General features: G+C 74.6%; 14 protein-coding genes. 3 read left to right on the top strand and 11 right to left on the bottom strand.

Annotated features, from left to right (window positions below; genetic code table 11):
* Positions 1–3: 3 nt before the first annotated feature.
* The 11 genes from AB0D45_RS15755 to AB0D45_RS15705 form a co-directional block, all read right to left on the bottom strand.
* Positions 4–1059 carry a MupA/Atu3671 family FMN-dependent luciferase-like monooxygenase gene (locus tag AB0D45_RS15755; RefSeq protein WP_362458973.1) on the bottom strand — a complete coding sequence of 352 codons (1056 nt, stop codon included), beginning with the start codon at positions 1057–1059 and terminating at the stop codon, positions 4–6.
* Positions 1060–1090: 31 nt separating this feature from the next.
* Positions 1091–2122, bottom strand: a complete 1032-nt coding sequence (locus AB0D45_RS15750; protein ID WP_362458970.1) for a GNAT family N-acetyltransferase — start codon at positions 2120–2122, stop codon at positions 1091–1093.
* Between the two features lie 8 nt (positions 2123–2130).
* On the bottom strand, positions 2131–2937 hold the full coding sequence (locus tag AB0D45_RS15745) for an ABC transporter permease (protein ID WP_362458967.1): 807 nt from the start codon (positions 2935–2937) through the stop codon (positions 2131–2133).
* A complete protein-coding gene (locus AB0D45_RS15740) occupies positions 2934–3701 on the bottom strand; it encodes an ABC transporter permease (RefSeq protein ID WP_362458964.1) in 768 nt (255 codons plus the stop codon). The genes AB0D45_RS15745 and AB0D45_RS15740 overlap by 4 nt, the downstream gene beginning before the upstream one ends.
* A complete protein-coding gene (locus tag AB0D45_RS15735) occupies positions 3698–4705 on the bottom strand; it encodes an ABC transporter ATP-binding protein (protein ID WP_362458961.1) in 1008 nt (335 codons plus the stop codon). The genes AB0D45_RS15740 and AB0D45_RS15735 overlap by 4 nt, the downstream gene beginning before the upstream one ends.
* A 1-nt stretch (position 4706) precedes the next feature.
* Complete coding sequence (locus AB0D45_RS15730; protein ID WP_362458958.1) at positions 4707–5546, bottom strand: hypothetical protein; 840 nt, start codon at positions 5544–5546, stop codon at positions 4707–4709.
* On the bottom strand, positions 5543–7834 hold the full coding sequence (locus tag AB0D45_RS15725; protein WP_362458955.1) for a lantibiotic dehydratase: 2292 nt from the start codon (positions 7832–7834) through the stop codon (positions 5543–5545). Before AB0D45_RS15725 ends, AB0D45_RS15730 begins: the two co-directional genes overlap by 4 nt.
* Position 7835: 1 nt before the next feature.
* The gene (locus AB0D45_RS15720; RefSeq protein ID WP_362458952.1) at positions 7836–13376 is read right to left on the bottom strand and encodes a type I polyketide synthase; all 5541 of its coding nucleotides are present in this window, start codon (positions 13374–13376) and stop codon (positions 7836–7838) included.
* On the bottom strand, positions 13369–17031 hold the full coding sequence (locus AB0D45_RS15715) for a condensation domain-containing protein (RefSeq protein ID WP_362458949.1): 3663 nt from the start codon (positions 17029–17031) through the stop codon (positions 13369–13371). Before AB0D45_RS15715 ends, AB0D45_RS15720 begins: the two co-directional genes overlap by 8 nt.
* A complete protein-coding gene (locus AB0D45_RS15710) occupies positions 17028–20255 on the bottom strand; it encodes an amino acid adenylation domain-containing protein (protein WP_362458946.1) in 3228 nt (1075 codons plus the stop codon). The genes AB0D45_RS15715 and AB0D45_RS15710 overlap by 4 nt, the downstream gene beginning before the upstream one ends.
* 119 nt (positions 20256–20374) lie before the next feature.
* Complete coding sequence (locus AB0D45_RS15705; RefSeq protein ID WP_362458942.1) at positions 20375–21409, bottom strand: phosphopantetheine-binding protein; 1035 nt, start codon at positions 21407–21409, stop codon at positions 20375–20377.
* A gap of 367 nt (positions 21410–21776) precedes the next feature.
* Here AB0D45_RS15705 and AB0D45_RS15700 point away from each other — a divergent pair, with 367 nt between their 5' ends.
* The 3 genes from AB0D45_RS15700 to AB0D45_RS15690 all read left to right on the top strand — a co-directional run bounded on the left by AB0D45_RS15700 (position 21777) and on the right by AB0D45_RS15690 (position 24696).
* Complete coding sequence (locus tag AB0D45_RS15700) at positions 21777–22436, top strand: LuxR C-terminal-related transcriptional regulator (RefSeq protein ID WP_362458939.1); 660 nt, start codon at positions 21777–21779, stop codon at positions 22434–22436.
* 201 nt (positions 22437–22637) lie between these two features.
* A complete protein-coding gene (locus tag AB0D45_RS15695) occupies positions 22638–23444 on the top strand; it encodes a hypothetical protein (RefSeq protein ID WP_362458936.1) in 807 nt (268 codons plus the stop codon).
* 58 nt (positions 23445–23502) lie between these two features.
* Positions 23503–24696, top strand: coding sequence for an amidohydrolase family protein (locus AB0D45_RS15690; protein WP_362458933.1), 1194 nt, complete (start codon positions 23503–23505; stop codon positions 24694–24696).

Below are 24696 nucleotides of genomic sequence, written 5' to 3'. Positions count from 1 at the left end.
CCGTCAGTCGGCGCACCGGCGGCGCAGCTCGTCGAGGTGCTCCAGACCGTTCAGGACGACGTCCGTGTCGCCGACGAAGTCGATCAGGCAGGCGATCTCGTCGACTCCTGCCGCCCGGAGGCCGCGTACGAAGGTCTCGGCGTCCTCCACCGTGCCGAACAGTCCGCTGGTCTCGAAGTAGCGGTTGAAGGACTGTTCGACGAGGAAGTCGACGTCCTCGGGGCGGAGGTCGCCGTCCTGCGTGCCGGCACCGGTGGCGGTGCGCTCGGACAGGCGTATGGAGCTGCGCAGGTAGTCGCTGAACGGCTTGTGCACGACGTCGCGCACGGTGTCGCGGTCGGTTCCCACGAACGTGTGGAGCATCAGCACGACGTGGCCGCCCCGCGGGGCGGGAGCGTCCCCGGGGCCGTCGTGCGCCGGGGTGAAGCAGCGCCGGTACTCGGCGATGCCGACGGCGAGTTCGTCGAGGGACTGGCCCAGGAGGTGCGTCAGGACGCCCACGCCCATCCGGCCCGCGGCGCGGAAGGTCTCCACGCTGCCGGACGTGGTGAGCCAGACCGGCAGGTCCGGCTGTACCGGGGCGGGATGGGTGCGCACCCGTACCGGCTCGCCCGCACCGTCGACGAGGTCGATCTCCTCGCGCCTCCAGAGCCGGCGCACGGTGTCGACGGTGTCGGCGCAGACCTGCTTGCGGTCGGCGTAGTTCTCGGGGCGGAGGGCGAAGTCACCGCTGTGCCAGCCGGAGGCGAAGGAGACGCCCACCCGGCCGTGGGACAGGTTGTCGACGACCGCCCACTCCTCGGCGATGCGGACCGGTGAGTGCAGGGGGGCGACCACGCTGCCGGCCCGGACGGCGATGTGCTCGGTCACGGCCGCCACGGCGGCGCCCGTCAGGGCCGGGTTGGGGTATCCGCCGCCGAAGGGATGGAAGTGCCGCTCGGGCGTCCACACCGCGGTGAAGCCGTGGGTGTCGGCGAAGCGGGCTCCTTCCATGAGCAGCCGGTAGCGGTCCTTCTCGTCCTGGGACTCGTCGGCGAAGTAGAAGAGGCTGAAATCCACGGGGTTCTCCACGGTCGGGGCGGCTCGGGGTTCAGGGGCGGGGCGGGCGGACGAGGAGCGTGTGCAGCTCGTCGACCGCACAGCCCCGGGTGATCTTCGTGGCGATGGATTCCGGGCCGAGCCGGACGCGCGGGATCCGGCGTGCGACGGCGCGTTCGACCGTCTCGTAGAAGACCATGTTGAAGTAGACGGACTCGCGGTCCGTGCGGGAGTAGTCGCAGCCCCAGCACCGCACCACCCACTCGTCCTCGTACTCCCACACGACGCAGGCGCCGATGACGGCGCCGTCGCGGCGGGCGACCAGGGCGAAGCCGCTGTCGTCCATGGCGAGGCCGAGTCCGGTGAGGTAGAACTCGATCTGCTCCGCCGTCGTGGCGCGCGCGTAGCGCTGCTCGACCTGTAGCACGAGCGGCGCGATCTCCTCGCACACGTCGAGGAGGTGCTCCTCGCTCACCACGACGTCGCTCTCCAGGAAGCGCCGGCGTTCCTTGCGGATGCCCGTACGGCGGCTCTTGCCCAGCGAGGAGACGTACTCCTCGAAGCCGTTCCACGTGATGTCCAGCCGGGCCACGGGTACGGTGCGCACGACGGCCGTCTCCGCCAGGGACGGCGGTACCAGCGCCAGCCCGTCGGTGTCGAGGTAGGGGATCAGGACCGGGCCGGGGCCGTGGGCGGTGGCGGTGCGCAGGCCGTGTTCGAGCAGGAGGCGCGCGGAGGTGGCGCGCCGCGCCGGGTCCGTGTCGGGCGCGACGACGAGGTGGCTGGCGACGGCGCCGGGCGAACCGAGCAGGTGGACCGGCTCGCCCTCCCCCGCCGGGCCGAGGCCCGCCAGGGCCGGCGGCAGGGCCGCCCGCGTGCGGTAGACGGGCAGCACTCCGGTGCAGCGGCCGTCGTCCGTGCGGGCGAGGACGTAGCGCACCTCGGTGCCGCGGAGGGTTTCGGCGAGTTCGAGGCGGGCGAGCTCGGCGAGGTAGTGGGCGGTGCCGCCGGGGACGCGCAGCGTGGCACGCAGCTCCGCCTCGAACTCCTCTACGCTGCCCAGCTCGTCGGTGGTGGTGTCCATGGGGTCTCCTAGCGGGCCGTGTCGAGTCCGCCTGTGCGCCGGTCCCGCTTGACGAGGACGGCGAGCAGCAGTGCCGCCGCGGCCAGCCAGCCGACGGACACCGCCGCTTCCAGGGCGAGTTGGCCGAGGACGCGTACGGCGGGGGCCCCGTCGAGCAGGTGCCGCAGGGCGCTGAGCCCGTGGGTGACCGGCAGCAGCGCCGTGAGGGCGGCGACGGGGGCCGGCCAGTAGGAGACGGGCACGTTGACCCCGGTGAAGGCCATCAGCAGCAGGTAGGCGACGTTCAGCGCGCCCCAGCCCGCGTTGGGGAACCGCATGACGACGGCACCGATGAACGTCCCGTAGCAGTAGGCCGAGAAGCAGGCCAGCAGGATGACGGCGGGGATCACCAGGCTCGCGGCGCCCGGGAGGGGGATGCCGAAGACGGGCACGATGCACACCAGGACGGCCATGGAACTGGTGAACCCGGCGACGGGGCTGTTCAGACTGCGGCTGAGCAGCGCGACGATGTGGTCGCCGGGGGCCGCGACGAGCAGGGACATCGTCCCGTTGCGGCGGTCCCGCACGATGGACAGGACCGAGGAGGCCGATTCGATGGTGCCGACCGCGACGATGTTGCCGACCGCGAGGTAGCGGACGGTGTCCTGGTCGCCGATCACCATGCCGATCGTCGCGAAGAAGATCACCTGGAAGACCAGGCGCAGTCCCCAGCCGAAGAGCCAGGACTGGAGGGTGTACTGCGCGCGGTACTCGGCGAAGCCGAGGCGCGCCGCGTTGCGGGTGATGGCCAGCCGTGAGGCGAGGGCACCGGTCATGCGGCCATCACCCTTCCCGTGCTGCGGACCCGGTTCAGTACGACGCCGGCGCACCACACGCCCACGCCCAGGGTGGCGGCGCCGAGCAGCAGAATCGCCGTCAGCTGGAGCCAGGGCCGCGCCATGGGTGCGTCGCCGGCGGCGGCGCGCAGCAGGTCGGCGCTCCAGGACAGGAAGATCATCCGGGACAGGGGGTGTGACCATCCCGGCAGGACCGCGATGGGCACGAAGACCCCGCCGAGGACGTACACGGGGTAGTTGAGCGCGTTCTTGAAGGCCAGCGCGGTGCGGCCGAGCACGAACACGGTGGCCATGACGGTGGAGGTGGCCGCCGTGGCCAGGCAGGTGGCGAGCAGCCCCGCCACGAACCAGCCGGGGTGGCCGAAGGAGAGGTCGGCGTCGAAGAACAGCATGGCGAACGCCCATGACTCGGCGAAGCACACCAGGCCGAGGGTGCCGACGGCGGCGCAGCGGCCCAGGAGGTTGGCGAAGAAGGACGCGGGGGCGGAGAGCACCACGTCGAGCACGCCGTTCCAGCGGTCCGAGTCGATGATGTCGCCGGCGAGCATCAGGGACATGGTCCACACGCCGGCCAGCGCCGGCGCCAGGGCGGCCTGCTGGTCCAGGTCCATACGGCCGCCGTGGCGGGTGATGGACATGAAGATGAGGACGTGGAAGGGCAGGGCGATCACGATGGACACCCGGCCGATCGCATGGAAGAAGATCGTGAGTTGCAGCCGGAAGGCCGCGGCGAAGACCCTCATGCCGACACCTTCAGGCCGCGTTCGCCGAGCATCTCGACGTACACGTCGTCCAGGCTCGGGCGCCCGGTCCTGATCCGGGTCACCCCCGCCGTCACGAGGAGGGAGAGCACGTCCCGCGCGGCGTCCGCGTCCCGCAGGCGGATCCGGGCCGCGCCCTCGTGGGCGGCCTCGACGGAGGCGACGCCGTCGAGGCCGGCGATCTCCTCCAGCAGCGCTCCGGGGGCCTCCTCGACGTCGATGTGCTCGTGCCGCGACATCAGGGTGCTGAGCGCCTCCGGTGACTCGGTGGTCAGCACGCGGCCCTCGTTGACCAGGGTCACGCGGTCGCAGAGTTCCTCGGCCTCGGCCATGTCGTGGGTGGCCAGCAACAGCGTCCTGCCCTCGTCGCGCATCGCCCGGACGAGGTCCCGGAAGGCACGGGCGGCGACCGGGTCCATGCCCATGGTGGGCTCGTCGAGGATGATCAGGCGGGCGCGGCCCACCAGGCCGCGGGCCAGGTGGAGGCGCTGCTTCATGCCCCGGGAGAAGGTCTCGACCTTGACGTCGGCGCGGTCGGCCAGGCCGAAGCGCTCCAGCACGTCGGCGATCTGGCGCTCGCCCTCCGTGCGGTCGAGCTTCTGCAGGGCCGCCCAGTAGCCGAGGTTCTGGCGGGCCGTGAGCCCTTGGTAGAGGCCGCGGTCGCCGCCGAGTACCAGGCCGATGTCCCGGCGCACGTCGGCGGGCCGGGCCACCACGTCGTGGCCGTAGACGCGGACCGTGCCCGAGGTGGGCAGCAGCGTGGTGGCCAGGATCTTGACCAGGGTGGTCTTGCCCGCGCCGTTCGGTCCGAGCAGGCCGTGGACCTCTCCGTGGTCGACCCGCAGGTTCACCCCGTCCAGCGCGACGCGGGTGGTGCGCGGCCCGCGCCATCCGCGGGTCACGTACTCGCGGCGCAGGCCGCGGACGTCCACCGCGGGGGCGGGCTGTTCCGGAGCCTGCTGCTCCGGGGTGTTGCTGTGTGGCATGTCAGGCCTTCTCGGGAAGGGGGGACTGCGCCGGGGCGCGCAGCAGTTCGGACAGGGCCCGGCCCACGCCGGGGTGGCGCAGCAGGTCCTGGCGGGGTACGTCGAAGGTCCGCACCCGCTCGGCGTACCGCGCGGCACCGCCCGGGGTGGCGGAGGTGACGGCGACGTGGGGCGGGCTCGACGGGGAGGCCGCGGTGCCGGCGCCGGCGAGGAGGTACGCCAGGTAGCGGTCGAATCGGTCGGCGGCCTCGGCGGCCAGTTCGGACCCCAGTTCGGCCCGGGTGAACGCCAGCAGTGCCAGGTCCCGGTAGCGGTCCGCCAGTGCCGCGGCGAGCGCGGCGGGGCCGCGGGTGTCGAGGGCCTCCCGCCCGTGCCGCAGGGCGTCCTCCTGCTCCTGCCCGGTGAGTTCGTCCGCCAGACTCTCGACCGAGGTGGCGAACTGCGCGAGGAGGGTCTCCGGCCCGGGGAGTTCGGGGTCGAAGAGGACCACCGTCGGGGCGCTCGCCTGGTGGGCGGCGAGCCCCGCCGCCACGGCACGCGCCAGGGGGGCGCCCATGCAGTATCCGAGGACGGCGTGGACCGGCTCCGCCCGACGGGCCAGGGCCTCGGCCCAGCCCCGGGTGTACGTCTCGGGTGAGAGCGCCCGGCGGTCGTGGACGCCGAGGGCCGGGGGCACCGTTTCCAGCACCGTGTACGCGGGGTCGAGGTGGACGGTCAGCTCGGGGAACCCCGCCTCCGACCGGCTCCTCCCGAAGTCCACGGCGAGTACGCAGCCCGGGGGCCGGCCCCCGGCGGGGCTGCCCTCGCGGAGTACGCGCCAGGGGTGGGGACTCGTGGTCATCCCGGTTCTCCTTCAGCAGTCGTGGTCACGGCCGGCGGCGCCGTCCCGTCCACCGCCACCAGGCGGAACTCCGCCGTGCACTGCCCGCCGTCGACGTCGGCGAGCCACAGGTCGTCCGGGCCGGGCAGCATCTCCCCGAGGTCGAGGCACAGGCCCCCCGAGGGGAGGGCGGCGGCGAGGCGGACCGCCCGTTGCAGATTGCGGACCAGCAGCGGGGCGTCGAGGTCCACGTAGAACGGCTTCGGTTCGGCGGGGGTCCGGGCGAAGACGTGGCGGGGCACGCCCCTGGCCAGCAGCTCGGCGGCCAGGGTGGCGGGCTTGCGGGAGGCCGCCGCGAGGTCGGCCAGCGGGATGCGCCAGCTCTCGCGGCAGATCACCAGGTCGTCGAGGAGCACCCGGGGAGCGTGGGCGCCCCGGGGGCGTATCTGGAACCGGTTCACCACCAGGGCGGTCAGGAACTCGCCGAGCGCCTCCGTCACGGAGGCCGACCAGGAGCCGTCCGGCGGTTCCACCACGAGGCTCCCGCCGTCCTCGCGGACGCGCAGGGCGGTCGCGGGCCAGGAGACCGCCCCCTCGGGGGCTCCTGCGTCGCGGCCGAACGACCAGTAGGCGTAGGCACCCGGGACGTGGACCGCCAGCGGCGGGTAGGTGCGCGGGGTGACCTCGGGCGAGTCGTTCGGCTGGAGCGCGAGCACGCGCCCGCCGGCCATGTCCGCCGCGACCGCGTCGCGCAGTTCGCCCCGGTCGTCGGACTGGGTGTGGAAGACGCGGCTCTCCAGCGTGTTGAGCGCGACGTGCAGTTCGCCCAGGACCCAGCGGGTGGGTCCGTCGGGTCCACCGGTCCGGGCCAGCATGAGGTCGGGGCTGTGGTAGCGGGCGCCGGACCACGCGGGGCGGTGGTGCGGGAAGAGCACGGCCGCGAGCGGTGCGACGCGGGCCGTGTCCAGCCGCACCTCGCCGGCGTGCGGTCCGCCGGCCTGGTGGGGGGCGGCGTCCAGGAGCTCGGCCCAGCGGAGCCGGAAGTCCCGCGACACCTCGTCGATGACGGTGCCCGGTGCGCCGGCGAGTACGTCCGCCACGCCCAGGTACAGCTCGCTGAGCCGTACGTCGTCCGAGCGCTCGCGCAGCTCCCGGAAGCGGGCCCGTACGTGCGTCTCGACCGCCTGGGCCGCCTCGGCCGCCAGCCACCGCGCGCTGTCCAGCAGGATCGCGAGCGGGGCGCGCAGCGCGTCCAGCAGGTCCCCGCCGATGGTGACGTCGAGGTCGCGGCGGCTGTCCTGGTAGAGGAACGAACGGCCGTACAGGGTCTGCTGCTTCTCGCGCGCGGCAGGCCTGCCCGCCGCCTCGCCCAGGGAGCGGCCCAGTTCCTCCAGCGCCTCGTGGGTGGCGAGCGCGTCGCCTTCGGCGGCGGCGACCGCCTTGCGCAGGCCCTCCAGCAGGTCCAGTTGTTCCAGGGGGGCGCGCCGCGCGTGCGGGTCGGGGATCCGGCCGAGCTGTTCGCGCAGCCGCGCTTCGGGGTGTTCGTCCAGCGGCACGGTGAAGCCCACGTCCAGGATCCCGGCGCCGCGCAGCCGGTCGAACTCGGCGGCCGCCTCGGCCGGGGAGGTTCCGCACGCCTCGGCGGCCGTCCGCAGGACGCGGCCGGTGACGCCCTCGGCCCTGACCGCCGCGAGCAGCGCTGCGGTGAGGGCGCCGGTGCTCTGCGGCGGGCGCCAGGGGCGGCGGATCTCCGCGCCGTCGGCGTGGACCGCCGGGTGCAGGCGTACGGGCAGGTACGCGGCCAGGGCCTCGTCTTCGCGCCACGCATCGGCCAGGGCTTCCAGGGCCCAGGTCTCGAAGTGCGTGCTCCGGCTGCGGATTCCTCCGCTGCCGGACTGCCGCAGCCCGGTCTCCCGCTCGTCGAGGCGGGCCCAGGCGACGGGGCCGAAGAAACCGATGGTGTCGTTCTTCGCGCAGTAGCGCTGTGCGTACCGGGCGAGCAGCGCGTCGCGCTTGCCGCCTCGGGACAGCTCCCGGCCGTCGCGGACCGCCGCGGCGTGCCGGGCGACCCAGTTGCGCATGGCGGCGGGGTTCTGCCAGGCCAGGGCCTCCAGGAAGCGCTCCTCGGCCAGGAACCCGCCGGCCCCGCCCTCCTCGGAGGGCGAGCCGTCGGTGGCGCTGAGGGCCTGGAGCCAGCCGAAGGGCATGCCGGCGCCGCGCAGGGCGGACAGCCTCCAGAGCCCCCATCCCGGGGAGAGCGGGAGCAGGTGGTCCGGCCGGGTGCCGGGACCGGTGTCGGATCCGCTCACGTCAGCGCGCTCCCCGGGTCCGCAGCTCGGCTGCCAGGGTGCGCAGCGTCGGGTAGTCGAACAGCGCCGCGATGCTCAGGTCGAGCCGGTAGTGCTTGCGGATCTGGGACATCAGCTCGACCGCGGTGAGCGAGTTGCCGCCGAGGTCGAAGAAGTCGTCATCGGGGCTGATCGTCTCCATGCCGAGCGAGGCGGCCCACAGCTGCCGCAGCCGCTCCTCCACGGGGTCGGCGCCGGACGGCACCGCCTCCGGGGTCCGGGCCGGCGCCGGGGCGGGGGCCGCGAGCGGCGCGGCGGGAGCCGGTGGCGGGGACGCGGCCGGGGACGTGCTGCTCGGTGCGGGGGCCGCGGCGGGCCCGGAGCCGGGTACCGCCGGGGACCGGGGTTCGGCGACCGGCAGGGGCAGTCCGTCGCGGTACGGCGCGACCGCCACCTGGCGCGGGGTCACCGCGTCGAGCAGGTCCAGCAGCAGGCGGGTGCCGGTCTCGGGGTCGATGCCCGACTGCACCGCCAGTGCGCCGTCCCGCGGAACCTCCCGGGTGCGGGGTGCGGGGCTGTCGTCGGAGGTCGCGGCGGAGGCCGCCGCGGCCTCGATGAAGGTCCCGTCCTCCACGCGGCGCATCGTGAAGCCCGCTATCTCGGCGAGCAGCTCCCCGTCCTCGGACACCAGCGTCACGTCCGCGACGATCAGGCCGTCCGCGCTGTCCTGGCGGCGGATGTGGCTCAGCAGCCGGGCCGGCAGGGAGGCGGCGTACAGGGTCAGGGAGCGGTACATGAACGGCAGGTGGAAGGAGTCGCGCTCGGGGTCGCGGGCGTGCGAGGTGGCCGAGTCCAGCAGCGCGGGGTGCAGGGCGTGTCCGGCGGCCTCGTCCGCGAACACCTCCGGCAGTGCGAGGGCGACCAGGTGCTCGGCACGGTCGCCGGGCACGCTGTCGACGGATACGACGTTGTTCCAGCGCGGGCCGAGGGAGAACAGCCGCTGCGGCTTCTTGCGGCCGGCGGCCCGTGCGCGCCCCAGGGTGTGCCGGGCCCGCAGCTCTCGGGTGTCCACCCGGCCCGCCGGCGCCGTGCTCTCGGCGGCGCTGCCCGTCACGTGGACCTGGCGCACGCCACCGTCGGCGGGAACCGACGCCACCGTGAAGCGCCACCGTCCGCCGGAGCCTTCCTCGGGCTCCCAGGAGACCTCCACCACCGCGCGGGTCTCCACCACCAGCGGGCGCAGGAAGACCACGTCCGCCAGGTGCACGGGGGCGGGACGCGCGCCGAGGACCTCGGCGCGGAAGGCGCGCACGACCAGGTCGAGGTGGCCGGTGCCGGGAAGGACCGCCTTGCCGGAGATCCGGTGCTCGTCGAGCGCGGGGCACTCGGCCGGGGTGAGTTCGGTGCTCCAGGTCCGGTGCCGGACGGCGGCGGCGGGCGGGCCGTCCTGGGGCCGGCCGTCGCGTGCCGCCAGTGCGGGGACCGCCATGCCGACGGTGTTCCACGCCGGCCAGTTGATGCTGAGCATGCGGCAGCCGGCGGGCGCCGGGGTGCCGGCGAACGCGTCCAGGAAGGCGTTGGCCGCCGCGTAGTCGCCTCCGCCCCGCAGGCCCATGAGGGCGGCGCGGCTGGAGAACGAGACGAAGAAGTCGAGCTTGGGGCGGTCGGCGAAGAGCTCCGCCAGGGCCAGCGTACCCAGCACCTTGGGTGCGAGGACGGAGCTGGTCCGCTCGCGGTCCCGGAAGGCCAGCATGCCGTCACCCGCGACGCCTGCCAGGTGCAGCACACCGGTCACGGGGCCGAACCGGGCCACGGCGACGTCCGCCGCCCGGCGCAGGGAACGGGGATCGGTCACGTCGCAGGCGAAGACGCGGTACTCGGCGCCCGAAGCGGCCAGTTCGGCCAGGTCGGCGGCGAGCCGGACGGTCCGGGCGTCCCCGGCCGCCAGCAGCCGCTCCCGTTCCTCGCCCTCCGGCATCCCGGTCCGGCCGAGCAGGACGAGGCGCGGGCGCAGCCCCGTCCGGGCGAGGCCCTTCGCGACCTCCATGCCGAGCCCGCCGAGGCCGCCGGTGATCAGGTAGACGCCGCCCTCGCGGAGCGCCGGCCGGGGGGCCGGCCGGGGGTGGTACTCCCTCTCCGTACGGGTCCAGCGGCGGTCGCCGCGCAGGGCCACGACCCCGGGGACCTGCCAGTCGGCCAGCTCCGCGACGAGAGTCTCCTCGCCGACGCCGGCGCCGACGTCCACCAGCTTGCAGACGACGCGCTCGTCCTCCAGCGCGACGGTGCGCACGAGCCCGTGGGCCATGGCGTTGACGGGGTCGACGGCTTCGGCGCCCGAGACGTCGGCCGAGTTCTCGGTCAGGACGAGGAGCGCGGGCATCCCCCCACCGGCGGCGTGGCGGGCGCCCTGCTGGGTGAGGGCCACGAGGCTGTGGAAGGAGGCGTCCAGGCGCTCGCGCACGGTGGCCGAGGACAGCGGCTGCCCCGCGCCGAGCGTCCAGGCGTGGACGAGCGTCCGCGGCAGCACCCCGCGACCGGTGAGCGTGCGCAGCATCCGCTCCATGTCCTCGGCCTCGCCGGGCCGGACCCGGAATCCCGTGCCGTCCTCCTCGTAGGTTCCGCCGGGCTGGACGCGCGTGACGCGCATGCCGGCCCGCTGGAGTGCGACGGTCAGCTCCAGGGCCCGGTCGGGGTCGGCGGGGAGCAGCGCCACCACGGGGACGTCCTTCGGCGGCCGGAGGCTCGCCGTACGCGGCGTCTCCTCCCACGACAGGGTGGTGAAGGGCGAACCGGCGGCGGCCGGCTGCCCGGCCGCCGGCCGATCGGTGACCGCGCCCGCGGCGGCCGGGGCGGCGGTCTCCCCGGTCGCCGGCAGCGCGCTGTCCCCGGTGCCGTGCCGGAGGGCGGGCGCGTCGACCCAGTGGCGTACGGACTGGTACGGATATCCGGGCAGGGGGATGCGCCGGAGGGGCACCTGCTGGCCGACGACGTCCCAGGCCACGTCGTGGCCTTCGGTCCAGATCACCGCGAGCGCGTCCATGGCGGAGCGCCAGTCGGCGCCGTCGTGGTCCGAGCCGCCGCCTGGGCGCGGCAGGGTGGCCACGACCGTGTGGCGCGAGGCGTCCAGTGCCGGGTGCCGGGTGGCCAGAGCGGCCAGGGTCCGTCCGGGGCCGACCTCGAGGAGAAGGAGGTCGTCGTCCCGCAACAGCGCGTCCAGCGCCGGGCCGAAGCGGACGGGGTCGGTCAGCTGGCGCGCCCAGAAGGCGGGCGTCGTCGCCTCTTCGTCGGTGACCGGGCGCCCGGTGGCGGCGGAGTGGATCGGGATGGCCGGGGGACGCAGTTCGACGCCTTCGAAGGCGCGCTCGAACTTCGCGGCGGCCTCGGCCATCATCGGGCTGTGGAAGGCGTGCGAGGTCCGCACCGGCCGGCTGGAGATGCCGTCGGCCTTCAGCACCTCGGCGAAGGCGGCGAGTTCGGGCAGCGGCCCGGCGATCACCGTCTGGCGCGGCCCGTTGACGACGGCCAGGCTCAGGGAGGCGGGAAGCAGCGGTGCGAGGGTTTCCGCGGACGCCGCGACGGCGTACATGCCACCGGGTTCCGTCTCCTCCATCGCCCGGGCGCGGGCGGCCACCAGGGCGGTTCCCTCCGCGAGGCCGAACACCCCGGCGACGGCGGCGGCCGCCAGCTCGCCGATGCTGTGGCCCAGCAGCCCGGCGGGCCGGATGCCCCAGGACAGCCACATCCGGCTGAGCGCGTACTCGACCGCGAACAGCAGCGGTTGGGCCAGGGAGGTGTCCTGGAGGCGGTCGTCGCTCTCGGCGGTGCGCCACGCCGTGCGCACGGCGAGCCCGTGCTCGTCGAAGAGGTCGAGGCACTCGTCGAAGGCGCGGGTGAAGGTGTACTCGGTTCCGTACAGTCCCCGGGCCATCCCCGCGTGCTGGGTGCCCTGCCCCGGCAGCAGGAAGACGACGCCCCGCGGTACGGCCGCTCCGCGGCCCACCACCAGCTTCGAGGCGCCGGGGTCGGTCAGTGCGGCCACCGCCGTCGCCGGGTCGGCGGCGACGACCGCGGCCCGGTGCAGGTGGGCGGTCCTGCCCTGCTGGAGCGTGGCCGCCGTGTCGGCGAAGGCGGCCGCGCCGGTGCGGCCGAGGTGCTCGGCGAGCCGGTCCCGGTACTCCCGCTCGGCCCCGGGGGTCTTGCCGGACCACACCAGGAGCCGGTCCTTGCCGTCCGGCGCGGTCAGCGCGGGCGACGGTCCCTCCTCGACGATCGCGTGCACGTTGGTGCCGCCGATGCCCAGGGAGCTGACGCCCGCGAGCCGGGGGGTGCCGGTGGTGCGCGGCCAGGGGGTCAGTTCGGTGTTGACCCGGAACGGGGAGCTCTCCAGGCCGAGCTTGGGGTTGGGGGCGGCGCAGTTGATGCTGGGCGGGATCTGCTCGTTCTCCAGCGACAGCACCACCTTGATCAGCGCGGTGACGCCGGAGGCGTGCCCGAGGTGGCCGACGTTGCCCTTGACCGAGCCGATCGCACAGCCACCCGGCTCCAGGTCCCCGTCGGCGAGGCTCTGGTAGGCCCGGGTGAGCGCGGTGACCTCGATGGGGTCCCCGAGCGGAGTACCGGTGCAGTGCGCCTCGACGTACGACATCTGGGCCGGGTGGACGCCGGCCACCTCCAGTGCCTCGGCGACGACGGCGGACTGCCCGGTCACGCTGGGGGCGCTGAAGCCGACCTTGCCGGAGCCGTCGTTGTTGACGGCGGTGCCGCGCACCACGGCCCGGATGGTGTCCCCGTCCGCGAGCGCGTCGCTGAGGCGCTTGAGCACGACGACGCCGGCGCCGCTGCCGAAGATGGTGCCGTTCGCGTCCTTGTCGAAGGGACGGCAGTGCCCGTCGGGGGTCATCGGGCTGCCGGGCGCCCACCAGTGGCCGTGCCCGAGCGGGAACTCGACGTCGGAACCGCCGGCCAGGGCGATCTCGCACTCGCCGTTGCGCAGCGCCTGCGCGGCCAGGTGGACGGTCAGCAGGGAGCTGGAACAGGCCGTCTGGACGGTCATGCTGGGGCCGTGGAAGCCGAGCTTGTAGGAGACGAGCGTGGCGACGTAGTCCGAGTTGTTCAGCACGCCGACGGACATCCCCGAGGCGCTGCGGACGTTGCTGTGGTCGGAACCGGTCAGCAAGTCGACGTAGCGGTTGACGCCGACGGAACCGAACACGCCGACGTCGGCGATGCGCTCGGGGTCGTACCCGGCGTTCTCCATCGCGGCGTGTGCGGCCTCCAGGAAGATCCGTATCTGCGGATCGGTCGAGGTGGCGTCGCGGGGGGAGAGGTCGAAGAAGCGGGCGTCGAACTCGTCGATGCCGGGGGCCATGGCCACCGCCTTGACGTAGTCGGGGTCGCGCAGCGCCTCCGGGGGGACCCCGGCCCCGGTCAGTTCCTCGTCGGAGGGGAAAAGGACCGACTCGCGTCCTTCTTGCAGGTTGCGCCAGAAGGCGTCGGCGTCGCGGGCGCCGGGGAACCGGCCTGCGAGACCGATGACTGCGATCGGCTCCAGCTGCTCATTCATGGGTGCTTCGCCCCTCGTGGTGGATGCGTCGGCGGATCGCCCTGCGGCGTTCTCCGGCGTTGTGCAAGTCGGTTCTGCTCACGCCGGTGGGGCGGTGCCGTGTCCGGCCGCCGTCCTCGGTGGCGCGGTCGGACAGGAACCGCAGCAGAGCCCGGGGGCTCGCGTGCGTGAACAGGTCGGTGATGCTGAGCGGGCCGGGGAGCTCGGTGCGCAGCGACTCGTACAGCCGCAGCAGGGTCATCGAGTTCAGCCCGGTGTCGAAGAAGTTCTCGTCGGGGTCGACGTCCCGGCCGGTGAGGTCCCGGAGCCGGGCGGTGAGGACCGCGGCGGCGGGGCCGGCGTCCGTGCCCCAGCCGGTGTCCCGGTCGTGCTCCGGGCCGGCGGCAGGGGGCGGCGGCGCCCCGGCCGGGGCCGGGCGGTCCGGTGACGGGAGGTCCGGGGACGGCCCTTCGCCCCGGCCCGGGGAGGCGGTCCTGGCCGCATCGGCCACCACCTTGTGGTTGGCGTCCACCCGGAGTCCGTCGGTCAGCACGATCAGGGAGGGCACGGCCAGGGGCGGCAGCAGAGCCGCCAGCTGACGGCGCAGCGCGGCCTCGGTCAGCGGATGGCCGGGGCGGGCCACGGCCCGCAGGACGAGCCTGCCGTCGTCGGCCAGCGCGGCTGCCGCCCGGACGATGCCGGGGTGCCGGTGGGCGGCGCTCTCGACCTCCTCCAGGCCGATCCGGTAGCCGTTGACCGCGACCTGCCGGTCCGCCCGGCCGTCCACGTGCACCTGCCCCCGGGGGTCGAGCCTGCCCAGGTCCCCGGTGCGGTAGGCCCTCGCGTACGGCGCCCCGCCGGGGTCCGGCACGAACCGTTCGTGCGGTCCCGAGTCGTCCAGGTAGCCCAGCGCCAGCCGGGAGCCGCGCAGCAGGATCTCTCCGCGCTGCCCGATCCCGGCCGGCGTGCCGTCGGGGGCCAGCACGACCGGGCGGAAGCCGGCGGCGCCCGCTCCGACCGGGAGGGCCGTCCCGTCCGGAACGTCCGCCGGCACCGGTGCGAAGAGCCGGGCGACGAGGTGGGCGGAGGCGATCTGCGGGGTCTCGGTGGCCCCGTAGGCGTTGACGACGGCCGCCCGGGTGACCGTACGCAGGCGCCGGGCCAGGCCGGCGGTGAGCGGGGCCCCGCCGGACATGACCAGCCGTAGCGCGTCCAGCCGCAGGGCCGGGCGCTCCGCGTGGGCGGCGGCCAGCATCTCCAGCAGCGCGGGGGTCGCGTGCAGCAGGGTCACGGCGCGGCCGTGCAGCAGGTCGAGCAGCCCGCCGGGCCGGCCCGGCAAGCCGTCCGGCGGCAGCACGACCGTGCCGCCCCGGCTCAGCGGCACGAACAGGTCGCGCAGGACCGGATCGTGGCCCAGGCCCGCGAGCAGGGCCGTCCGGTCCGTGCTCCGTACGTCGTACGCCGCCGCGTACCAGTCGAGCGCGGCCTCCAGGGCGCCGTGCGGCACCGTCACCGCGGAGGGCGTACCGGACGTGCCGGAGGTGAACAGCACGTGGCTCGCGCCCGGGAGGGTGCGGGGCCGGGGGTCGCCCGGCAGCAGGTGCGGGGGCTCGTCGGGGGCGGTGTGCAGGCGCAGCGTCCGCAGGGGGCGCACCAGCTCGTGGCAGGCGGCCCGGCGCATCGCCGGAAGGGTGCCGTCCAGCAGGGCCGCGACCGCTCCGGCCCGCCACACGGCGAGCAGTGCCACGGGCAGCCATGCTCCCCGTGCCGCTTCGATCGCGACCACGGTGTCCCGTCGTACGCCGTCCGCGGTGAGCCTGGCCGCCAGGGTCTCGACCTGCTGGGCCAGCCTGCCGTACGGCACGGTCGTCCCGTCGGCCGCCAGCAGGGCGGGCGCCGTGGGACGCCGCGCCGCCGTGGCGAGCACCTGTTCGACGATGCCGTGGGCGGGTGGGGCGGCCTGCGGCAGCGGCAGGGCGAGGTCGGCTCCGGCGGCCCGGGCCCGGTCGGTGACCAGGCTGAGGTCGCGCAGCGCGGTGTCGGGGCGTGCCAGCACCTGGTCGAGCACGGCGACGCACTGGTCGGCCAGTTCGTCGGCCACCTCGGCCGGGATCCGGTCCAGGGACCGCACCAGGTCGAGGCGGTAGCCGGAGTCCTGGCGCCGGAGGTAGAAGTTGAGGTCGAACAGGGCCGGGGCGGTGGGCACTTCGGCCACCTCGGTCCGGAGCCCGGGCATCTGCGGTGCGGGGGCCGCGCCGCTGAGGTCGTTCACCCAGACCTGGAAGAGCGGGTTGCCGGTGGGCCGGGTGGGGATGCCCAGCGCTTCGACGATCGCGTCGAACGTCGGCGTTCCGTGTTCGAGCGCCTCGACCTGCCGTTCCCCGACGTGCCGCAGCAGGGCGGTGAAGTCGGCGTGTCCGTCCAGGTCGATCCGGACGGGCAGGCTCTCCACGAGGAATCCGACGAGGGCGTCGTCGTCCGAGCTGCGCCGCCGGGAGGCGGGCATGCCCAGGACCACGCTGGGGCGCCCCGACCAGGCCGCCAGGACGAAGGCCACGCACGTCAGGACGAGCACCACGGGCGTGACCGCGTGGTCGCGGACGAACCCCGTCATCAGCTCGCTGCGTTCCCGGCCCAGCGGACGCGGGTGCGCCTGCCCGGCGAAGGTGGGCCGGTCGGGCGCCGGCAGCCGGAACGGCAGCGCGCAGTCGCGCGGCGCGTCGGCGAGCCGGTCCCGCCAATAGGCGAGTTCGGCCGTCCAGCGGGCGTCGCCCACCGCGTCGGCCTCGGCCTCGGCGTGGTCGGCGAACCGGGGGGCCGCGGTCGGCCGCGTCTGCCCGCCGTCCGGGCCGCGCCGGGCGGCGTAGGCCGTGGCGAGGTCGGCCAGCAGCAGGTCGAGCGTGTGCTGGTCGGAGATGATGTGGTGCAGGGAGAGCACCAGGCAGTTGTCCGCGTCGGTGCGCGAGCGCAGCAGTGCGGCGTGCCACAGCGGTGCGCCGGTCAGCGGCACGGGGCGTTCGGCCGTCTCGCGCACGAATCCGTCGAGGACGCCGTCGAGCCGGCCTTCGACGGTGCTCACCCGCAGTTCCGGGTGTACGACGTCGGCGTAGACCAGCTCGGGCTCGGCCGCACCCGAGGCCGCTGCGGCGCGGGCCGGCGGGCCCGGGCGGCTCCGGGATCCGTCGAGCGAGGCACGCAGCGCGTCGTGGCGGGCGGTGACGTCGGCGAGCGCGGCCCGGAGCGCGGGGAGGTCCAGCTCCCCGCGCATCCGGAGCGCGGCGACCACGTTGTACGCCGCGGAGTCGGGGTGGATCCGGCTGAACATCCACATCCGGCGCTGCGCGGGTGCGAGCCGCGAACGGGTGCGCGCGGCGGGCGGCGGCGAGCCGGGGGCGGGGGCCGGGCCGGCCGGCGCCGGGCCGGCGGCCGGCGCGACGGCCAGGTGCTCGCGCAGCCCGGCCAGGGAGGCGTTCTCCCTCAGGAGCAGCGCCAGCGGGATCTCCGCGCCCAGGGTCTCGCGTACGAACGCCCGCAGGCGGACGGCCGCCCACGAGGTGCCGCCCAGGCTGAGGAAGCCCTCCCGCTCGCCGTGGGCGGCGGCCGGCAGTTCCAGCAGTTCCCACCAGCGCTCGCCGAGGAGGTCGGGGGCGGCGCCGTGGTCCGGGTGCTCGTTCACGCCGGCTCCCCCGGGGCCGTTCCGACGGGCCGGCGGGCCGCGAGGTGGGCCGCGATCCCGGCGGGGGTGGGTGCGTTGAAGATGTCGGAGAGCCGGACGGCGGTACCGCTGATCTTCTCGATCCGGCGTACGAGCCGGGCGGCGAGCAGCGAATGTCCTCCGCTGGAGAAGAAGTTGGTGTCCGGGGCGATGTCGGCGGGCGCCTTCTTGAGGACCTCGGCCCACAGCCCGCGCAGTTCCCCGACGATCCCCTCGTCGTCCCGCGTCCGCGCTGCGTCCGCAGCGGCGGCGTCGGGCAGCTCGGACACGGCCGTCCGTCGGGCGCGGCGCGCCAGGGCCTGCTCGGTCAGGGCGCGGTAGTCGGTCTTGCCGTTGGGCGTGGTCGGCAGGCCGGTCACCGGTATGACGTCGTTCGGGACGAAGGAGGCGGGCAGCGCCGCCCGGGCGTGCTCCCACAGTGCGGGGACGATCTCGTCGCCGAGTGACGTGTGCACGAAGAGCGTGAGGCGCCCGTCCGCCGTCGGATCGCCGACGATCACCGCGGCGGCCGCCGTGACGCCGGGGAACCCCGCTGCGGCCGACTCGACCTCGCCGAGTTCGATCCGGTTGCCCCGCAGCTTCACCTGGCGGTCGGCGCGGCCCAGGATCTCCAGGGTGCCGTCGTGGCGCCACCTGGCGAGGTCCCCCGTACGGTAGTGGCGGCCGAAGCGCGGGTGCTCGCGGAACCGGTCCTCCGTCAGGCGGCGGTCGCGGTAGCCGATGCCGACGCCCGCCCCCGCCACGCACAGTTCGCCGCGCAGGCCGAGCGGCAGCTCCCGGCCGTCCGGGTCCGCGACGAAGACCGTGGTGTTGGCGATGGGCACGCCGATGCTCACGGGTCCGGCCGGCGCCTCGCGGACCTCGGCGGCAGTGGACCAGATGGTGGTCTCCGTCGGCCCGTACACGTTGTGCAGCGAGCAGCCCGTCTCCAGGAGTCGTCCGGCGAGCGCCGGGGGCATGCCCTCGCCGCCGCACAGCACCTGCCGTCCGGCGAGCCGGCCGTCCGCCTCGTCGGCCACGAGACGCCAGGTGGTGGGCGTGGCCTGGACGATGCGCACGTCGTGACGCTCGACGAGGCCGAACAGGACGGCGGCGTCGGTGCGTGCCTCGTCCGGGGCGACCACGACCCGGCCGCCTCGGGCCAGGGGCAGGAAGAGTTCGAGTGCCGAGATGTCGAAGGCGAAGGTGGTGAGCCACAGGACGGCGTCGCCCGGGGCCACCGCCAGGCTGTGGGCGAAGTGCCCGACGACGTTGGCGAGGTTGCCGTGGCTGAGCTCGACGCCCTTGGGGCGGCCGGTGGAACCCGAGGTGTAGATCAGGTACGCGCGTTCGCCGGACCGCGCCGCCCCGCCGGGCGGATCCGCGGGGCCGTCCTGCGCCGGACCGGGCAGCGGGGCGGCCGGGGTCAGGGGCAGGATCGCGCACCGGCCGTCGAGCCACTCCCAGTCGCCGTCCGCGATGAGCACCCCGGCCCCGGAGTCCTCGACCTGGTGGGCCAGCCGTTCGCGGGGGTGCGCCGGGTCCAGCGGAAGGTAGGCGGCGCCGGCCAGCCACACGCCGAGCACGGCGGACGCCAGTGGTCCGCCGCGGGTGGCCTCGACCGCGACGACGTCGCCCGGAGCGACGCCCGCGGCGGCCAGCGCCTCGCGGTGGCCGGTCGCGGCGTTCCACAGCTGCCGGTAGGTCAGCTCGTCCTCGCCGTCCTGTACGGCCACGGCGTCGGGCCGCTCCGCGGTCCGCTGCGCGATGGCCTCCAGCACGGAGGACGGGCTGACCGTTCGCGCCGTGCGGTTCGCCCGGTCCAGCACCTCGCGGTCCCGGCCGCTGAGCAGGGACAGGGTGCCCACCGCCCGGTCGGGGTCGCGGCCGGCCTCGATCAGCAGGCTCTCGTAGCGCTCCAGGAGCAGCTGGACGTCCGCCCCGCTGTGGATCTCCGTGCTGTAGGCGGCCTTGATGCGGATGCCCCCCGGCGAGGACGAGACGAAGAACTCCAGGTCGAACCGGCTGTGCCCGCGGTCCACGTCCAGGGTGCGGGCTTCCTGACCGCCGAGGTCGACGGTCGCGCCGCCCCCGTCGGGCAGGTAGTTGAACATGTGGCGGAACAGGGAGCCGCGCCAGGAGCCGTCGCCGCGCGGAAGCTCGGGGAGGACCTCGGGGAGGACGAGGTCCACCGGCACGTCGGCGTGCTCGACGGCGCCGAGGAAGGCCCGCTGCGCCGCGCCGACCAGCGAGCGGAATCCGCTCCCCTGATCGACCGAGACCCGGCAGGCCAGCGTGTTGACGTGGTACCCGACGCGGTCGCGGGCCTGCGCGCCCCGGACGTCCACCGGGGTGCCCACCACCAGGTCGGGACCCGCCCCGTGGCGGGCGAGCAGCAGGTAGTACGCCGCGAGCAGGACGCTGCTCTCGGTGGCCCGCAGCTCCTTGCGCAGGCGCCGCACGACCGCGACCGCCTCGCCGGAGAGCTCGTGGGAGAGCCGGGCCCCGGCCAGGGTGGGCGCGGCCGGCTCGGGGTTGCCGCACCACAGGCCGAGACGGGTGGGGTCCACGCCCGCGAGGTGCTCGCGCCAGTAGGCGGTGCTCGCCTCCGAGGGGGCGGTCTCGACCAGTGCGGGCACCTCCCGCACCAGGGCCGCGGCGGGCTCGGCGTCCGTGGCCAGCGCGCCGTAGAGCTCGGCGAACTCGGCCAGGACCAGGTTGGCGGACCGGCCGTCGAAAACGATGTGGTGGACGACGAGGCAGAAGACGTCGCCGGTCTCGCACAGCAGGTGCGCGGCGCGGACGAGCGGCTGCCGCTCCAGCGCGAAGGGCGCCGCCGAGAAGGCCCTGACGTCGTCCTTCAGGCTCCGGGCGGTCGAGTGCAGCACTTCCACGGCGATGTCGACGGCGTCCGGTGGGAGGATCTCCTTGTGCAGGGCGTCCTGGTCGTCACCGGACCGCTGCCCGTGGAACTGCGCCCGCAGGGCCGGGTGACGGCTCATCAGGGTGTCGAGCGCCCGCTGCAACGCCCACCAGCGCAGTCGCCCCGGCACCTGTACGGCCAGCGTGACGTTGTTGATTCCGCTGTCCTGCACGATCTCGTCCAGGAGCCACAGCGCGTTCTCCTTCGCGGAGGCCGCCACGGAGGCGTCGATCCCGCCGCCCGCACGTGCCTTTTCCGGGTCCAGCACATTCACCGTCGTCACCCAACCATCCGTGGAAACACCCGACATCGACCGAGCCTAGGAACCGGCCGGCGCACCGGGCAGAAGGGGAAGGGCAGGCCGGAGGGAAGCTCCGGTGCCCTTTCGGTGCCCGGAAGGGATCAGGGCCTGCCCTCGACGTCGCGCAGCCAGGCCTCGACCGCGTCCAGCGTGGGCTCGTGGGCCACGAGGGGCATGCCGGGATCGGCCACGTCGATCTGCCGGAAGTCCGCGAATCCCAGTTCGTCCCAGTCGGACGCTCCGACGGCCTCCGCGAGGTCACGGTCGAACCGGCCGGGCAGGGAGAAGAGCGCGACGGGGATCGTGGTGGACCGCGGCCGGTAGTCGGCGATGACGCGCCAGAGCGCGGCGTGCACGTCGAGCCGGCGCCGGAAGGCCGCCGAATCCTGTTCCAGGAGGTCCTGGCCGGATGTGCGCAGTTGCAGGAAGAGTTCGTCAGCGGTGGCCGGTCCGGCGCCGGCTCCGAAGGCGGTACCGGCCGATCCGGCGAGCTGCCTCAGCCGCTGCAGGACGATCTCCTCGTGCGGGACGTCGGGAACGGCGAGGGTGGAGTTCAGCAGCGTGACGCTGAGCACCTCCCATCCGCTCCGGGCGAGGACGGAGGCGAGGTCGTACGCGAAGACGCCACCGGAGCAGTACCCCGCCAGGTGGATCCTCCGCGGAAGGCCGTCGGCGTCGAGCATCGACGCGAACTCCCCGCTCAGCTCCGCCATGCCCGTGGCGGGCACCTCGCCGGCGGCCAGCCCGCGCGCGTGCAGCCCGTGCACGGGCCGGTCGAAGCGCGCGTCGGCGAACGCGCCCAGCCCCACCAGGCTTCCGCCGCCGCCCGGCAGCAGCACCAGCGGAGCACCGCCGCCGTTCGGTTTGAGCGTCATCACCGCGTCCGCGCCCCCGGCCCGCCGGGTGCGCAGCCAGTCGCTCTGGGCGCGCACGGTGGGGAGGTCGAAGATCACGTGCAGGGGCACCTCCCGCCCGACGGCCTTGCGCAGCCCGCCGGCAAGCCGGGCCGCCTTGAGGGAGTTCCCGCCGTTCTCGAAGAAGTTGTCGTCGATCGAGGCCGGAAAGCGGCCCAGAACCCGGTTCCACTGTGCCGCGACCACGACCTCGGTCGAATCCCGGCCCACCGTCACAGTCATGCCTGTCCCACTCTCGGGTCATAGGTTCGGGTACGGATCGACTCGATCGGGGGCGGAGCGGTGTCCGCCGCCGAGAGCCTGGGATCCGAGCGCTTCCTTGCCGGGGCGATGGCCGCCGGCGAGCGCGAGACCGTGTGTGCCGTCCGCACTTCCCGAGGGCTGCGAAGCCGCCCCGGACACGATGGGCGGCGACGCTAGCAGCGGATCGTCACGCGCGTCAAAGTCCGCTCGGGGGCCGTTCGTTCGCTCTGGGGCCGCCTTCTCGTGGTCCCGGTCTCGTGGTCCCGATCTCGTGGTCGACCACGATGGTCCCGTGGCCGCTCGATGGAGAAGGGTGGGGGCAGGTCGGAAAAAGGAGTTCTTCACCGTGCTGCAGTTCGTCGACGACGTCCGTACGTCCCGCCGGGTACCGGTCGCCATTCACGCCCCGGACCCGATCTCCCGGGCCGGAGCGATGAGCCACCTGCGCCAGTACCCGGAGATCGTGCTCGTGGACGATCTGAGGCGGGACGGCGTCGACGTCGCCCTGCTGATCGCCGACACCTTCGACGAGGCCGTCCTGTCGAACCTGTCCCGGCTCGTCCGGGCGGAGAAGGCCCGGGTGGTGCTGGTCCTGGACCGCATACGGGAGTCCGAGCTGCTCGACGTCGTGGCCTGCGGCGTCACCACGATCCTGTGGCGGCGGGAGGCGACGGGGGCGCGGCTGCTCCAGGCCATCCTGGCGGCGGAACGCGGCGACGGCGACCTGCCGCCCGATCTCCTGGGCAAGCTGATCGGCCACATGGGACGGCTTCAGAGCGGCGAACCCGGGGACCGGGCGACCGCCTCGGTCTCGATGGGCATGGTGCCGCGCGAGGTCGACGTCCTGCGGCTGGTGGCCGACGGCATGGACACCGGCGAGATAGCGGTGAAGCTCGCGTACTCGGAGCGGACGGTCAAGAACATCCTGCACACCGTGACGACCCGGTACCAGCTGCGCAACCGCGCCCACGCGGTGGCCTACGCGCTGCGCGAGGGCTACATCTAGGCCGCGTCCTCCCCGGTGTCGGCGGGGCAGCCGGGCCGGGGCCGAAAGGGCAGACGGAGGGGGCCCTCGCTTCCCTCCGGGTTGCCTTCCGCCTTCTGCCCGGGGCAGCAGCCGGTTCCTAGGCTGAGTTCCGATCGGGTTTTCGCGGCTGGCCGGTGACGGCGACGGCAGGCCGGTCGTCCCGCCTCAAGAAGGAAGAGCATGCGATTCGATGAGACAGCCCGCCCGCTGGTGAGTCTGACGACTCTGCGGTCGGGTCCCGCCGACCACGCCGTCGTCGTCGACTTCATCAAGTTCAGCGGCCAGCCGTCCGCCGGTGACCTGGTGACCACCGCGCTCGCGGACCGGTCGGTCCTGCGGGCCGATCCGGTCGCCGACCTCAGCGACAGCCGCGGCTGGCTGCCGCTGGGCGAACTGGCCGGGGAGTACGCCCGGTTGATCGCCGCCCTGGACCCCACGCCCTCCGTGCTGGTCGGGTACTGCAGCGGTGCCCCGCTCGCCCTGCTCATCGCCGGGGAGCTCGCCCACGAGGGGACGCGGGTGCCGGTCCTGCTGCTGGCCCCGCGCTTCCCCGACCGGCGGCAGGTCCTGGACGACCTGGCGGGCATCCGCCGGTCCATCGGGGCGGCCGGGCGGCCGCCCGGTCGTCCCCCGGCGGACCTCGTGCTCCCGCAGGACCCCGTCGCCGCGGTGCGGTACATCGGGTCGGTCCTGTCGGACGACCTGGCGGCCGCCGCCGAGGACGACACTGCGGGCACGGCCCTGACGGACGACCTCGTCGCCCGGTACACCGCCTGGCTGGGCTACCTGCTGGCCGCCGCGGACGCCCCGCTCGGCGACGTGCCGGCCGACGTGTGCATCGTCGCGAGCCCGGACCCGTGGAGCACACCGAACCGGCAGTGGCCGACGACGGCCCGGATCCACCCGACCACCTTGACCGGGGCGGAGTTCCTCACCAGCCCGGAGACCGCCGCCGTCATCGCCTCCCACTTCGGCACCCTGCGGTGAGCGCGCCCGTGACCCCCACCGCGATCACACCGCCGCTCACCGCTCTGGAGACCACCGCATGACACGACGACTGATCCTCGCGGACCGTTTGGTGGACGCCGTCGGCGACGGTGTCGTCCGCGCCGCGGCCGTCGTCGTGGAGGACGGGCTCATCACGTGGGCGGGACGGCGCGCCGACCTCGCCGAGTCCGTCCACGAGAGCGCCGAGGTACTGGACCTCGGGGCCCGCAGCCTGTTGCCCGGCCTGATCGACGCCCACGTCCACCTGGGGTTCGACGGCGGACCGGCGCCGGTGGAGACGATGACCGGAGCCGACGACGAGGAGCTGACCGCCCTCATGCTCTCCGCGGCCGGCCGCTGTCTGGAAGCCGGCATCACGACGGTCCGCGACCTCGGCTCGCGCGGGGCGACGGGGATGCGCGTACGCGAGCTGCTCGCGGCGGGCACGGCCCCGGGACCGCGGGTCCTCGCGGCGGGCCGCCCGATCACCACTCCCGGCGGACACTGCTGGTACATGGGCGGCGCCTGCGAGGACCGCGACGGCCTCCTCGCCGAAGTGGACCGCAACCACGCCGAGGGCGCCGACCTCATCAAGATCATGGCAACGGGCGGGTTCCTGACCGCCGGGACGACCCCCGGGGCGCCGCAGTTCGACGAGGACGCGCTGAGGGCCGTCGTGCACCGGGCGAAGGAACTGGGCCTGCGCGTGGCCGCCCACGCCCACGGCACCGCGGGCATCGCCATGGCCGTGGCCGCGGGCGTGGACACGGTCGAGCACTGCAGCTGGGTGGGGGCCGGCGGCGGCCTGGAGTTCGATCCGCGGGTCGCCGAACGGATGGCGGCCCAGGGCGTGTCCGTCTGCCCGACGGTGAACAGGAACGCCCGCAACCCGCACGGCAGGCTGCCGTGGGGCCCACGGGCCGAGCACATCGCCGCCCTGCACCGGGCGGGCGTCGCCGTGGTGGCCGGCACGGACGCGGGCATCGAGCACATCCCCCATGACGACCTCGCGACCGGACTGGAGATCCTGCGCGACGCCGGGCTCACCCCGCGGGAGGTCATCCGCTCGGCCACCTCCGTGGCCGCGGCCGCCCTGGGCATCGCGGACCGGACCGGCAGCATCCGCGAGGGGCTCTCGGCGGACCTGATCGCCGTCGACCGGGACCCGACGGCCGATGTCGGCGCCCTGGCCGCCCCCTCGTTCGTCATGCTGCGCGGGCGGCCCGTACGGCTGCCGGGCCCCGGCCGCTGA

This window comes from Streptomyces sp. NPDC048352, from assembly GCF_040651895.1.
Taxonomy (GTDB): domain Bacteria; phylum Actinomycetota; class Actinomycetes; order Streptomycetales; family Streptomycetaceae; genus Streptomyces.
This window is presented reverse-complemented; position numbering and strand designations above follow the sequence as displayed.